At 69.8% G+C, this 14,020-nt stretch carries 9 protein-coding genes and 2 pseudogenes; 9 read left to right on the top strand and 2 right to left on the bottom strand.

Annotated elements, in window-relative coordinates; all coding sequences use genetic code 11:
• Positions 1-107: 107 nt before the first annotated feature.
• Positions 108-203, top strand: a pseudogene (locus tag ACZ4RZ_RS49775) (dehydrogenase); the annotation flags it as partial.
• A gap of 41 nt (positions 204-244) precedes the next feature.
• On the opposite strand, the gene ACZ4RZ_RS49770 reads toward ACZ4RZ_RS49775, so the two are convergent.
• Complete coding sequence (locus ACZ4RZ_RS49770) at positions 245-808, bottom strand: hypothetical protein (RefSeq protein ID WP_467754282.1); 564 nt, start codon at positions 806-808, stop codon at positions 245-247.
• A gap of 313 nt (positions 809-1,121) precedes the next feature.
• Between ACZ4RZ_RS49770 and ACZ4RZ_RS49765 the strand changes: the two are divergent.
• A pseudogene (locus tag ACZ4RZ_RS49765) lies at positions 1,122-1,246 on the top strand (DUF4442 domain-containing protein); the annotation flags it as partial.
• 9 nt (positions 1,247-1,255) lie between these two features.
• Here the strand turns inward: ACZ4RZ_RS49765 and ACZ4RZ_RS49760 are convergent.
• Positions 1,256-3,928: an ATP/GTP-binding protein gene (locus tag ACZ4RZ_RS49760; RefSeq protein ID WP_467754281.1), complete on the bottom strand. Its 2,673-nt coding sequence runs from the start codon at positions 3,926-3,928 to the stop codon at positions 1,256-1,258.
• A 441-nt stretch (positions 3,929-4,369) separates the two neighbouring features.
• Between ACZ4RZ_RS49760 and ACZ4RZ_RS49755 the strand changes: the two genes are divergently transcribed.
• From ACZ4RZ_RS49755 to ACZ4RZ_RS49725, 7 genes are all read left to right on the top strand, one after another.
• Complete coding sequence (locus ACZ4RZ_RS49755) at positions 4,370-5,146, top strand: alpha/beta fold hydrolase (protein ID WP_467754280.1); 777 nt, start codon at positions 4,370-4,372, stop codon at positions 5,144-5,146.
• A 252-nt stretch (positions 5,147-5,398) separates the two neighbouring features.
• Positions 5,399-5,980: an adenylyl-sulfate kinase gene (cysC, locus tag ACZ4RZ_RS49750; protein ID WP_467754285.1), complete on the top strand. Its 582-nt coding sequence runs from the start codon at positions 5,399-5,401 to the stop codon at positions 5,978-5,980.
• Positions 5,981-6,311: 331 nt separating this feature from the next.
• Positions 6,312-7,247 carry a sulfate adenylyltransferase subunit CysD gene (gene cysD, locus ACZ4RZ_RS49745; protein WP_467754284.1) on the top strand — a complete coding sequence of 312 codons (936 nt, stop codon included), beginning with the start codon at positions 6,312-6,314 and terminating at the stop codon, positions 7,245-7,247.
• A 2-nt stretch (positions 7,248-7,249) separates the two neighbouring features.
• Positions 7,250-8,572, top strand: a complete 1,323-nt coding sequence (locus ACZ4RZ_RS49740) for a sulfate adenylyltransferase subunit 1 (protein ID WP_467754279.1) — start codon at positions 7,250-7,252, stop codon at positions 8,570-8,572.
• 128 nt (positions 8,573-8,700) lie between these two features.
• Positions 8,701-11,409, top strand: coding sequence for an FAD/NAD(P)-binding protein (locus ACZ4RZ_RS49735; RefSeq protein WP_467754278.1), 2,709 nt, complete (start codon positions 8,701-8,703; stop codon positions 11,407-11,409).
• Between the two features lie 903 nt (positions 11,410-12,312).
• Positions 12,313-12,639 (top strand): TcmI family type II polyketide cyclase, encoded by a 327-nt coding sequence (locus tag ACZ4RZ_RS49730; RefSeq protein ID WP_467754277.1) that lies wholly within the window; start codon positions 12,313-12,315, stop codon positions 12,637-12,639.
• The gene (locus tag ACZ4RZ_RS49725; RefSeq protein WP_467754275.1) at positions 12,636-13,910 is read left to right on the top strand and encodes a beta-ketoacyl-[acyl-carrier-protein] synthase family protein; all 1,275 of its coding nucleotides are present in this window, start codon (positions 12,636-12,638) and stop codon (positions 13,908-13,910) included. Before ACZ4RZ_RS49730 ends, ACZ4RZ_RS49725 begins: the two co-directional genes overlap by 4 nt.
• The last annotated feature ends 110 nt before the right edge of the window (positions 13,911-14,020 follow it).

Genomic DNA, 14,020 nt, shown 5'->3' with positions numbered 1-14,020 from the left:
GCGGACCCGAGCACCCGCGCAAGTCAGAGCAGTCCAGAGAAGCGCTTCCTCCCGGGCGTGAACGCCCGGGGTTCCGCGCTAGATCATGCTGAACACCGTCACCGTAGGACTTCGCCGCAGCGGCAGTGACCCTAGCCGACCGCGCCTCCGGCTACACCACCGGGCAGGCGATCTTCGTCGACGGCGGGTTGTGCGTTCACTGAGTCCAACACCGCATGAACCGAACCAGCCTCCAAAACGGCCCTCACCCACGGGGCTGTTCGTCTGGCGCGGCAGCGTCATGGGCATCGTGCGCGTTCCGCGCGATCGACCGGCCAACGTGCATCCACGCTGGTTCGTCTGGGGTCTCGGGTCGGGAGCCCGTCAGTCCGTCGAGGTAATCGATCGCGTGGCGGGTGACGTAGCGGTCGGGATCCGGCGACTGCAGGTAGCGGCATACGAGGTCGTCATCGACCTCCTGACGCTGAAGGTATGCGGCTAACGCGCCGACGAGCAGATGGTTGTGCGCCAGAGCGTCGGTCAGGGCAAACAGAACCACCCGCTGCCACTCGTCCATGCAGGTCTTGTGCCGGGTGCCAAGTTGCTGGGCCCTGGCGAGGTACTTGCTGATGTAGCGGCAGTGGTAAGTGACGGCGGCCAGCAGTTCCGCTGGGACTGCGGAATCCACGGAGCGTGGAGCCGGCACGACGGTACGGGCCTGGCGTGCCGGCGGCAAAGCGTCGCGGATCTGCTGAAGACCTTCGCACTGCTCAGGCCCGCCAGGTTCCTCACTGCGTCGCACAAGGCGCTTTCGTGGGTATTGCGTCATGGTGGATGACTCCTGCCGTTCCCACGATCCGGCGCTGCAGGTGGCAAGCCCAGCTCGTCGGAGCTGTGATTGACGCGGTGCGCCAAGGGCCTACCTGTCCGCGGCAGTCGTGGGCTGCTGCGGCGCTCAACTGGGCACCGTCACAGCACCCAAGAGGCGGCACCGCCCAGTAAACGATGCGATCCTCCACCGGTTACGCCACATACCCCGCGCCCAGGCCGAGGCGGTCACGGAGTCCGGCCGGCAGGCTGCGGCCGGCGGAACAGGCATCGTGTGTTGAGCAGGCAGTCGGCCTGACAGCGCAAGGAGAAACGTGGAAGACCAGACCGAGCAGGAACAGGCAAGCCCCGAGGTGCAGGCCCGCATGCAGGCAGCTTCGGCCGCCAAGGTCTGATGCGCCATCTCGGCGCCCGCCTCACGCACATCGCACCCGGGCGGAAACGGTAGTTACGGTGTGACGCGAAGGTGCTCGCGGCGGGCGGTGACCAAAGCCCGCCACCGCTGGTGAGTGGTGTGCTGGCCGTCGAGCCAGCGTGCCGGTGAAGGGGACTGGAGAGGAAGGTCGGCCATGAAGTGGGCGATGTCGACGTAGTAGGCGTAGTTGCCGGATCGGGTCAGGTCGCGTAGTCGGGAGATGGATGCCGCTAGTTCGTCGTGTGCGCCGCGGACTGTGTGGTGGAAGCACATGGCGAGCTCGAGGGTGGTTGCCACGGAGGAAAGGCCGGCGTTGCCGATTTCGGTGCGCAGGAGGCGGGCGCGGTCTTCCAAGTCCGGGAACCTTCCGGCGTCGCGTACGAGCGCGGCGATCTGGGCGTTGATGCCCGACGCACGGATGTTGACCCTGGACAGGAGCTGTTCTGCCAATTCAAGTTCGTCGTCGGCCTGCTCCGGGGCAGTGAAGGCGAGCGAAAGGGCCCGCATCGACTGAGCGGTAGCGGCCTCGCCCGCTACCGCGTGCTGCTCCGCTTCGGTACGGCCGGCCTGGTAAGCGGCAGCCGACCGTGCCATGTCTCCCTGGACCCACCACACTTCGCCCAGAATGCGGTGGTGACGGCCTTCCCAGCCGAGGGTGCGGGCAGCTTCGATGGCGGTGGGAAAGTCGCCAACGAGGCGGGCCAGGTGCGCGAGGCCGCGCCGGGCTGAAGGCGCCAGCCGGCCGCCGCCAGCGATGACGTGTTGCATGCCACGGCGTGAGTCATCGGTGTGCCCCAGGTCGCGCTGGGCCTTCGCCAGGTAATAGACGGCCATCTCCTGCAGATCAGAGGGGAGTAGTCCGGTGCCGACTACGGCGATGAGACGGGCGGCGGTGCGTTCGCGGTGCTCGTGCTGTCGCCGGGCGAGCGCGCTGAGCGTTTCGACCAGTGCGTCTGCGGCCGTCTCCGGCGTGGGGGCAGCTGTCGTTGACGGGGCGGGTGGGGCGAGGGGCTCCCAAAGGGAGTCGCTGACGTAGCGCCAGGTCGCCTCAGCGAGCCAGCCGGGATCGAGACGGAAGTCGCGGGCGATGGCGAGGCCCTGGCGCATGCATCCCACCAGCAGGAGCCGGTTATGGATCGTTCCACCGTTGCACTGCTCGCCCAGAGCGTGAAAGACCCGCTGGGCGGCCCGCTGCCAGTCGGCGGGGCTCCAGCGGTCGTCAGTGTGGTCGTCGGCGCTGCGGATAGTGGAGCGGATCAGCCCGTGCAGGTGGAAAGGCCACAGGCCGATTGGGCTTTCGTGGACGAAGGGCCGCTCGATGAGTCGCAGGGCCGGCGCGTCGTGGGTCATCCCCGCGGCCCTGGTTGCGAGTGGCAGGTCGAAGGAGTCCAGGAGGCTGACGGAGCGCAGTACGTGCCGTTCGTCGGCAGTGAGGTCGGACAGGGTGCGGGAAACCAACGCCGGGAAGTCGACTTCGAAGTCGGCGGGTTGCGGGGTGCGGCCGGTGCGGCGGATCTCCAGGTAGCGCATGACCGACAAGTCAAGGTAGAGCGGCAGGCCGTGCGAGCGGCGGGTGATGACAGCGCGCAGTTCGCTGCCGATAAGGGGCTGGCCGTCGCGGGAGAGGCGGCGGGCGAGGTAGTCGTCGCAGTCCTCGTTGGCGAAGTCCCCGATCAGGACCTGCCTGCCGCTCCCGCCCGCCGCGTCGCGGGCGTACGGGGTGTCGGAAGCCGCGAGCCCGGGCCAGGCCTCAGGGCCGGTCCAGTCGAGCTGTCCTTGGAGGCCTTCGTCGGCCCACTGCAGCCGACCGCGACCGGTGATCACGAAGAAGGCGTTCGGCATTAGCCAGACGATGCGTTGGATCAGCCGTTCCAGATCACGGCGGGTGCGGTCGCCGACGTCCTCGAACGTGTCGAGGAGGATCACCGGCACGGCCTTCTTGCCAGCGGGGAGGCGGGCAAGCTCCCAGGCGAGCAGGTGCGGGTAGTAGGAGAGCGTGTCCAGGCCGGGCTCGGCCTCCAGGAGGTCGGCGAGGCGGGCGCAGCCGGCGAGCGCGCGGACGGTCCGACGCCGCTCGCGCAGGGCGCGCACCAGTGCCCCTGCCACCTCACCGACCACGGAGCCGACCGTGCCCGGCAGCAGCAGCGCCTGGGCGACGTCGGCGAGCGCGGACTGCATCTGCTGCGGCAGCGCCTGCCCGAACCGGGGAGCCAGCCCGCTGCGGCGTAGGTACTCCTCCAGCGGTTCGCCGGGATGAGCCGCCTCCCAGTAGCGGCGCAGCGCCAGGTCGAAGGCGGGCAGCGGGCGGCCGATCCCGGAGAGGGCGAGCCGGATCGTCAGCACGACCTGCTCGAAATCGCCGCCAGCCGAGCGGGAGAGATCGACGCGTACGGGAAGGATCCGCTCGCTGCCCCATGCGGGTGCGCCCCACTGGGCAGGCCGGTGCTCGCCGCTGGCGAGCGCGGCCTCGAGTTTCCGCGACAGGGTGGTCTTGCCGATACCGCCGACGCCGTGGAACACGATCACGTTGTTGCGGGCCGCCTCCAGATCCTCCACCTCGAAGGAGGGTCCGGCCACGGTGCGCAGGTGTCCGGCGAGCGCGGCCGCGACCGCTTCCCACTGAGCCTCGCGGTTGGTGAACGCCTCCTGCGCAGCGAATCCGCGGTCGTTCGAAGCGAACAGCGTACGCAGATCCCGGCCTGCCACATCTACCCCCGAAAGGCGATCGCTCTGGGGCCCAACCTATGCCCGCCACCTGTTCCTTGGGGAGTCCGTCCCTCCGGCCAGGGCTGGTCCGGCGGTGGTTTTCCGCCGCGGGAAAGCAATGCCCGCACCCAACGCATCGGCCCTGGCGGCGAATCGGCCTTCCCTGTCCTGCTCCGCAGGAGTGCGTTTCCTCTCCGCCCTGAAAGGCGGAGTATCCACGGAGGAATCAGATGACCGCGCAGGGCGACGAGCTCCGGGAGAGCGCCGCGAGGCCGCATCTGCCGAACGGCACGGTATGCAACTACCTGACGACGAGCGTGCCGGCTCTCTTGAGGGTCATGAGCCCCGCGACCGGTCCTCGACCGGTGGTCCACCGGCGCGCTCGAAAATGCCGACATACGGCGAGGTGAGAGCACCTCCGTTCGGCGTGAGGAGTGCGTGATGCGCAAGGTCGTTTCCCGGGACGGCACGACGATCGCTTACGAGAAGGCGGGTGAGGGCCCGCCGATCGTGCTTCTCAACGGTTCGTTCCGCGATCACACGATCTTCGACGCGCTCGTTCCCGAGCTGGCGCCGCACTGCACCACCTATGTCTATGACCGCCGGGGGCGCGGCGAGAGCGGCGACTGCCCCGAGTACGCCGTCGAGCGGGAGATCGAGGATCTCGAGGCGGTGATCCAGGAGGCCGGCGGCTCAGCAGTGGTGTTCGCCGGGTCCTCGGGCGCGAACCTTGCGCTCGAGGCGGCGCTCGGCGGCGCCCCGATCACCAAGCTGGCGCTGCACGAGCCGTTCTTCCGGGTCGATGGATACCCGAAGCCCCCGTGGAATGTCGCGAAGACGCTCCGGGTCCTCATGGCGGAAGACCGGCGTGAGGAGGCGGTCGAGTACTTTCTCGGCAGTTTCCTGGGCCTGACCCCCGACACGGTCGCGGAGTGGCGGAGGGGCCCGATCTGGGCGGTGAACGAGGCGAACGCGCACACGCTCGCCTACGACACGGCGATCTGCGGAGACTGCAGCGTCCCGGTCAACCGGCTGGCCGGCTACCAGACGGAGACCTTGGTCCTCAACAGTGACAACACCAGCGCCTGGCTGCGCGCGGCGGCGCAGGCGACCGCGGCAGCCCTGCCCCATGGCCGGGGGCTCGAGCTGCCCGGTTCCTGGCATCGGATCAACATGGACGTTCTCGGCCGGGTCCTGGCCGAATTCGCCACCGCCTGAGGGGTTCCGCTGTCCTGGCCGGCGCAGCACCCCGCGGACGCCCGACCGTCTTTGTGTTCGGCGGGGTCTGGCGTGGCGTAGCGGTTCTGGGTGTGCGAACACGACTGCGGCCGCCGCCTACTCGGGGTGCAGGCCGAGCGTGGGCCGGGCCGGACAGGACCGGGGGCGGCATCCATCTCTGACATCTCTGACATCTCTGACAGTCCGTCATCTCACTTTCGGGAGAACATCACCGTGACCACAGCTCGCACCCTGGCCGCCGGGGTCACCGCAGAGGCGGCCTCCGCGGACGCCACCTGTGCGCGCGGCGCCACCGTGTGGCTGACCGGGCTGCCCAGCGCGGGCAAGACCACCCTCGCGCATGCCCTCGCCGAGCGCCTGCGCGCGAAGGGGCGCAAGGTCGAGGTGCTCGACGGTGACGAGATCCGCGCGTTCCTGTCCAAGGGGCTGGGGTTCACCCGGGAGGACCGGCACATCAATGTGACCCGGATCGGGTTCGTGGCGCAGAAGCTGGCCTCCCACGGCGTCATGGTGCTGGCCCCGGTCATCGCCCCGTACGCCGCCTCCCGCGCCGCCGTCCGTGAGCGCCATGCCGCAGGCGGCACGGAGTTCCTGGAGATCCACGTGGCCACCCCCGTCGGGCTCTGTGCCGAGCGCGACGTGAAGGGCCTGTACGCCAAGCAGGCCGCCGGTGAGATCTGCGGTGTCACCGGCGTGGACGACCCGTACGAGGCCCCAAAGAACCCGGAGCTGCGTATCCAGACGCAGAGCCGGTCGGTGGCCGAGTCCGCCGCCGAACTGCACGCCTTCCTCGCCGAGAGGGGCCTGGCTTGACATCTCCCCCAACTGAAGCAGGGGGATTCTTCCCTCGCGGGTTGAGCTTTCTGCTTCTCAGACAGCAGCTGCGCCGCATCAACGGCGGGGGACGTTGGTACGCCCAGCAGTCTTACGCCGGCTCCACAGACCTGACATCCCGCCAGCCCAGCGGTAGGCCCGGCCGGCTTGGTCATCACCGGCCGGACCTGGCAACTCTACGACATCCGCGGGCAGTTGCTGGTGGACGACGATCCGCCCCGGCGGCGAATCGTCTTCCCTTGCCCTGCTGCGCAGGAGTCCGTTTCCTCCCCGGCCTGAAGGCTGGGGTATCCACGGAGGAATCCAGATGATGCCCGCGAACCAGAGTCTGATCGAGGTGTCGGAAAACGCCTTCGCGCTGTCGCACCTGGACGCCCTCGAGGCGGAGTCGGTGCACGTCTTGCGGGAGGTGGCCGGTGAGTTCGAGCGGCCGGTGATCCTGTTCTCCGGCGGCAAGGACTCGATCGTCATGCTGCACCTGGCGCTCAAGGCGTTCCGCCCGGCGCCGGTGCCCTTCGCGCTGCTGCACGTCGACACCGGGCACAACTTCCCCGAGGTCATCGAGCACCGCGACCGCGTGGTGGCGCAGCACAGCCTGCGCCTGTACGTGGCCTCCGTCCAGGACTTCATCGACGACGGCCGGCTGCGCGAGCGCCCGGACGGCACCCGCAACCCACTGCAGACGGTGCCGCTGCTGGACGCCATCGAGTCGCACCGCTTCGACGCGGTTTTCGGCGGCGGCCGCCGCGACGAGGAGAAGGCCCGTGCCAAGGAGCGCATCTTCTCGCTGCGCGACGAGTTCGGCGCCTGGGATCCGCGCCGCCAGCGCCCGGAGCTGTGGTCGCTCTACAACGGCCGGCACGCGCCCGGCGAGCACGTGCGCGTCTTCCCGCTCTCCAACTGGACCGAGCTGGACGTCTGGCAGTACATCGAGCGGGAGAACATCGAGCTGCCGGCGATCTACTACGCCCACAAGCGTCAGGTGTTCAGCCGGGGCGGCATGTGGCTGACCGCCGGCGCGTGGGGCGGCCCCAAGGAGCACGAGAGGTCTCAGTGGCGGCTGGTCCGCTACCGCACCGTCGGTGACATGTCCTGCACCGGCGCCGTCGACTCCGACGCCGCCACCAACGCGGACATCATCGCCGAGATCGCCGCCAGCCGCCTCACCGAGCGCGGCGCCACCCGGGCCGACGACAAGCTCTCCGAGGCCGCCATGGAAGACCGCAAGCGCGAGGGGTACTTCTAGCCGTGACCACCGCTCAGAAAGCCACCGCCGCCGCACTGCTGCGCTTCGCCACCGCCGGATCCGTCGACGACGGCAAGTCCACACTCGTCGGCCGCCTGCTGCACGACTCCAAGTCCGTGCTGGCCGATCAGCTGGAGGCCGTCGAGCATGCCTCCCGCAACCGCGGCCAGGACGCGCCCGACCTGGCGCTGCTCACCGACGGCCTGCGGGCCGAGCGCGAGCAGGGCATCACCATCGACGTCGCCTACCGCTACTTCGCCACCGCCCGGCGGCGGTTCATCCTCGCCGACACCCCGGGCCACGTGCAGTACACCCGCAACATGGTCACCGGCGCCTCCACCGCCGAGCTGGCCGTCGTCCTGGTCGACGCCCGCCACGGCGTCATCGAGCAGACCCGCCGCCACGTCGCCGTCGCCGCGCTGCTGCGCGTCCCCCATGTAGTCCTGGCCGTCAACAAGATGGACCTGGTCGACTACGCCGAGCCCGTCTTCGCGGCCATCGCCGAGGAGTTCACCTCCTACGCCGCATCCCTGGGGGTCCAGGACGTCGTGGTGATCCCGATCTCCGCGCTGGCCGGTGACAACGTGGTCGAGGCCTCCGCCCGCATGGACTGGTACGGCGGCCCGACCCTGCTGGAGCACTTGGAGAGCGTCCCGGTCGGCAGCGACCCGAGCGAGGACCCCGTGCGCTTCCCGGTCCAGTACGTGATCCGCCCGCAGAGTGCGGAGCACCACGACTACCGCGGCTACGCGGGCCAGTTGGCCTCCGGCGTGCTCCTGGTCGGGGACTTGGTCACCGTCCTGCCCTCCGGCCACACCACCACCGTCGCGGCCATCGATGTGCTCGGCAGGAAAACGGAGATCGCCTGGGCACCCCAGTCGGTCACCGTGCGGCTCGCCGACGACATCGACATAGCCCGCGGCGACCTGATCGCGGCCCAGGGCCCCGCCCCACAGCTCACCAAGGACATCGAGGCCTACGTCTGCCACCTCAGCGAGCGTCCGCTGCGCATCGGCGCCAAGGTGCTGCTCAAGCACACCACCCGCACCGTGCGCGCGCAGGTCAAGGACATCTCGTACCGGATCGACATCGACACGCTCCAACAGCGCCCCGGCGCCGAGATGTTGAAGGTCAACGACATCGGCCACGTGGTGCTGCGCACCGCCGAGCCGCTGGCTCTGGACAGTTACACCGCCAACCGCCGCACCGGCTCGTTCCTGCTGATCGACCCGGCCGACGGCACCACCCTCACTGCCGGCATGGCGGGCGAGGCCTTCGCGATCGTGCGCACCGGCGACGCTTGCGACGAGGAGAACGGGCTCTGATGCCCGGCGAGCAATTCGCTCCCTCACGTTCCGGCCGCCAAACGTCGACGCGTCATGGGCCGATAACTGGTGGCGGCTGACGGGTGAATCGCAACGGCGAGCTGAAGCCAAATGAATCAGGGAGTGACATGATGAGCTGGAATTCCTCCTCGCGCCGCATCGCAGTCGTCGGGGCCGGCGCGGCAGGAACGCTGACGGTGGTTCAGCTGCTGCGCCGGGCCGAGAAGCTCGGTCGGGCGCTCGAGATATGGCTGATCGACCCGGCCGAACAGTCCGGCCCGGGCGTCGCCTACGGGACGGGCGACCCACGCCATCTGCTCAATGTGGCCGCCGGCCGGATGAGCGCCTTCCCCGACGATCCCGGGCACTTCCTGCGCTGGCTCGCCGACCGTGATCCCCGCGCCGCCCCTGGTGACTTCGTCCCCCGCCAGGAGTACGGGCGATATCTGGCCGAGGTGCTCAAGCGCACCACCGAAGAGTGCCGGCGGGCGCGCCTGCACCGGGTGCGGGAGAGGGTCGTCGCCGCCCGCGAGCAGGGGTCCGGGTTGGGGCTGCGGCTCGCCGGCGGCAGCGAGCTGCGGGTGGACGCGGCCGTACTCGCGCTGGGGAACTTCGCCCCCGGCCAGAGCTGGGCCAGCTCCGAACTGCGGGAATCCGGACGCTTTGTCGCCGATCCCTGGGCACCCGGCGCGCTCGACGCCCTGGCCGAAGAGGGGGACGTTCTGCTCGTCGGCACCGGTCTGACCATGGCCGACCTGGCCGTCACTCTGGCCCGCCCGGACCGGGTGGTGCACGCGGTGTCCCGCCACGGGCTCGTCCCCCAGGAACACCTCGTCGACGCGGCCCCGCCGGCCGATCCGCCGGGCTTGGACGGTTCACGCGGTCTCGACACGCTGCGCCGGGACATTCGGCGGCACCTCGCCGCGAGCCGGCGTGCGTGCGGCGACTGGCGGCCCGGCATGGACGGGCTGCGGGCGGTGACGGCAGGCCTGTGGCAGCAGTTGTCGGCAGCCGACCGGGCGCGCTTCCTCAACGAGGATCTGCGGGCCTGGGAGGTGCACCGTCACCGCATCGCGCCGAAGACGGCGGCCACGATCCGCGCGTTGCGCGCCTCGGGCCGACTGCGGATCGGTGCCGCGGAGGTGGTGCATGCCGCGCCGCACGAAGGCGCGGTGGCGGTGCGGCTGAGCAACGGGAGGCAGCTGCGGGTCGGTGCGGTCGTCAACTGCACCGGGGCGCAGACGGACCTCCGCCGCACGGCCGACCCCCTGGTGCGCTGTGTGCTGGAGGGCGGCTACGCCCAAACCGGCCCCGCCGACCTGGGTTTCGACACGTGGAGCGACGGACGGCTGGTGCCCGCCACCGGCACCGCGGCCGTGCGGCTGTGGACGATCGGGGCTGCGCGGCGCGGGAACCTGCTGGAGAGCACGGCGATTCCGGAGATCCGCACGCAGGCCGCCGAGGTCGCAAGCAGCGTGCTCGCGGCGCTCACCGGCCGCCGTGCGTCCAGGCCCACCGACCGCTACGGCCTGAGCCTGAGCACGAGCCCCGAGGCGGCGGAGCTGTACGACCAGGCCCTGGAACGGATCCTGGCGGGCAGGCTCGGCGCCGAGGCACTGCTGAGCGAAGCGGTCGGCGCCGACCCGGGCTTCGCCGCCGGCCATGCGGCGCTGGCGCTGCTCGGCCACGAGTGCGGGAGCGTCGTGGACACGCCCTGCGCGCTCGCGTCTGCCCGTCGGGCCGCGTCGTGCCGGGCGGACGAGCGAGAACGCAGCCTGGTCGCCGCGGTGGATGCCCGCCTGACCGGCACCGAGGAGATGGGCAAGGCGGCCCTGCTGGGCCATATCGCCGAGCATCCCCGCGATGCGCTGGTGGTGAGCGCGGCCGTGCCGACCGTCTCCTTCAACGGTGTGACCGGCGCCGAGGAGGCCCGGGCCCTGGTCGAGGGTTTGTCCAAAACCTACGGTGACGACTGGTGGTACCTGGGACAGCTCGCCTTCGTCCGCCAGGAGCAGGGGCGCTGGCAGGAGGCCGAGGCGCTGGCCGCGCGAGCGCTCTCCGCCCACCCCGTGGCCGGCCATGCCGTTCACGCCCGGGCACACGTCTTCTACGAGACCGGCGAGCACCGCGCCGGTCTGGCCTGGCTGGATGAGTGGATCTGCCGTCACGGTGGCGGAGCCGGCCACCGTTCCCACCTGTCCTGGCATGCCGCGCTGCATGAGCTGACCCTCGATGACCGTCCCGCGCTGCTCCGCCGCTACCACCGGGAACTCGTTGCCTCGCAGGTGAGCGGAGGCCGGCTGCTGGTCGACTCGGCGGCGCTGCTGTGGCGGGCGCGCATGACGGGCAGCTGGAGTGGTGGGCTGCCGCTCGCCGAGCTGCTGGACGCGGCTCCTCAAGCCTGGCTGGAGGCACCTGCGACGGCCTTCGCCGCCCTGCACGGCGCGCTGGCCTTCGCCGCGGCTGCCGACCTCGATGGGCTGGGGCGGCTGCGGGCCCACGCGCTGGCGAAGGGCCAGGAGGTGTTCCCCCTGGTGATCGCGCCGCTGTGCGACGCGCTGTCGGCGGTGGTCCGCCAGCGCTGGCAGGAGGCGGTGCTGCGGCTGCAGCCGCTGCTGCCTCTCATCGCCCGGGTGGGCGCCAGCAAGGCACAGCACGAGGTCGTGGAGGAAACCCTGCTGCATGCCCTGATCTCGGGTGGCGAGCACGACCGGGCCGCCGAACTCCTCGCGGCCCGGCTGGAGCGTCGTCCTTCGCCGCTCGATCGCCGGCGGCTGGGCACGGTGGGCGGCCCGGCGGCGGCGCGACGCCGGAAGGAAGCCCTGTCGTCTCGATGACGTCTCCCCCAGCTGAAGCAGGGGGATTCTTCCCTCGCGGGTTGAGCTTTCTACTTCTCAGACAGCAGCTGCCCCGCATCAACGGCGGGGGACGTCGGTACGCCCAGCAGTCTTACGCCGGCTCCACAGACCTGACATCCCGCCGGCCCGGCGGTAGGCCCGGCCGGCTTGGTCATCACCGGCCGGGCCCGGCAGCTCTGCTGCATCCGCGGGCAGTTGCTGGTGGACGACGATCCGCCCTGGCGGCGAATCGTCGTCCCTTGCCCTGCTGCGCAGGAGTCCGTTTCCTCCCCGGCCTGAAGGCTGGGGTATCCACGGAGGAATCCAGATGAGGAGAACACGGCCTGGCCGGCCGGTCGCGTCGCGCGGACCTTGTCTTCTGGGAGGAACGCGGTGTGGTGAGCGCCGGCCGCTGCCGGGCACAGCGGCCTTGTGAGTTCGCCCCTGCCCCCCGGACCAGCCGAAAGGGCGGTTCCTTCCAGGAACCGCCCTTTTTGTCTCTTTGCGGTCGCGGAGTTCAGCCGTCCGCTTCCTCGGGGCTCGCTCGAGAACGGCACGACCGCGGCTCCACAATCTCTCCAGCGGTATTCGACGCATTCCTGATTTCCTCTTGAGGAACGTCACGCAAGGTGGCGACAGGTGGTTTCCCAGCGGAATGGAGAATGACATGCGGGCGAGGCGCAGGTCTGCCATGCGATCCATAGGGAAGACCCTCGGGGAGGGTCTTATGTGGATGGGATTTGCGTGGAACGGAGTGTATCCGCCTCATGTATGGACGGATTACGGAACGCCACTTGCCGATCAGCCTTGTCTGCCGCCATTGTCGGAGGAGGAGCTCGCCGAATGGACGGCACTGGTCAAGTATCTGTGACAGGCGCAGCAAATCCTCGAGGAGGGGGTCGAATGCACAGCAATCTGATAGTGGCCAAAATGGATTCTCGTTCGAGTGCCGACGTGGCTCGGCTTTTCAGTGCTTTCGACGAGACCGACATGCCGCATCGCATGGGGACCCGGCGACGTCAGCTCTTCATGTTCAACGGTCTGTACTTCCATCTTCAGGACTTCGACGACGACAACGGCTCAGAGCTCATCGAGCAGGCGAAGACCGATCCGCGCTTCGTCCGGATCAGCCAGGATCTCAAGCCGTTCATCGACGCCTACGACCCGGCGACCTGGCGCTCCCCCGCGGACGCCATGGCGCGGAGGTTCTACACCTGGGAGTCGGCGTGAGCGGCCGACGTGTGGTCATCACCGGGGTCGGGGTGGCGGCTCCGGGAGGAATCGGGGCCAAGAACTTCTGGAGCCTGCTGAGCGAGGGCCGGACGGCGACCAGGGGGATCACCTTCTTCGACCCGTCCCCGTTCCGTTCCCGGGTCGCGGCCGAGATCGACTTCGAGCCGTCGGAGCACGGGCTTGGTCCGCAGGAGATCCGGCGCACCGACCGGGCCGCGCAGTTCGCCCTCGTCACGGCCCGTGAGGCGATGGCGGACAGCGGGCTGGATCTGCACGGCTTCACGCCCCACCGCGTCGGGGTGGCGGTCGGCAGCGCCGTGGGCGCCACCACGGGTCTCGACGAGGAGTACCGGGTGGTCAGCGATGGCGGCCGGCTCGATCTCGTCGACCACGAGTACGCCGTCCCCCACCTCTACAACTACTTCGTGCCGAGCTCGTTTGCCGCCGAGGTCGCCTGGGCGGTCGGTGCCGAGGGGCCCTCGACCGTGGTCTCCACCGGCTGCACCTCGGGCATCGACGCGGTCGGCTACGCGGCCGAACTGATCCGCGACGGCTCGGCCGAGGTGATGATCACCGGTGCCACGGACGCGCCGATCTCGCCGATCACCATGGCGTGCTTCGACGCGATCAAGGCGACCACCCCGCGCAACGACGACCCCGAGCACGCCTCCCGGCCCTTCGACCGCTCCCGCAACGGCTTCGTGCTGGGCGAGGGCGCCGCGATGTTCGTGCTGGAGGAATGGGAGTCCGCGCGCCGGCGCGGTGCCCACGTGTACGCCGAGATCGCCGGGTACGCCTCGCGCTGCAACGCCTTTCACATGACCGGTCTGCGTCCCGACGGCAAGGAGATGGCCGAGGCCATCCGCTCGGCGCTGGACGAGGCGAGGATCAGCCCCGACGCCGTCGACTACGTCAACGCGCACGGCTCGGGGACCAAGCAGAACGACCGGCACGAGACCAGCGCCGTCAAGCGCAGCCTCGGCGACCACGCCCGCCGTACCCCGATGAGCTCGATCAAGTCGATGGTCGGCCACTCGCTCGGCGCGATCGGCTCGATCGAGATCGCCGCCTCAGTCCTGGCCATGGAGAACAACGTGGTGCCCCCGACAGCGAACCTGCACGATCCCGACCCCGAATGCGACCTCGACTACGTGCCGTTGACCGCACGCGACTGGCGCACCGACACGGTGCTGACCGTCGGCAGCGGTTTCGGCGGCTTCCAGAGCGCGATGGTCCTCGCCCGACCAGACAGGAACACAACGGCTTGACTTCTCCCCCTCGTAAACGAGGGGGATTCTCACGGCTCGCGCTGTGAGGTTTTCTGCTTCGTCGCCGACTGCCCGCCCGGAGTGCTCCGTTGAGGTCTTACACCGGCTCC

The sequence above is a fragment of the Streptomyces sp. NPDC027189 genome, assembly GCF_055566975.1.
The sequence above is the reverse complement of the archived record's forward strand: the minus strand, read 5'-3'. Positions and strand labels throughout refer to the sequence as shown.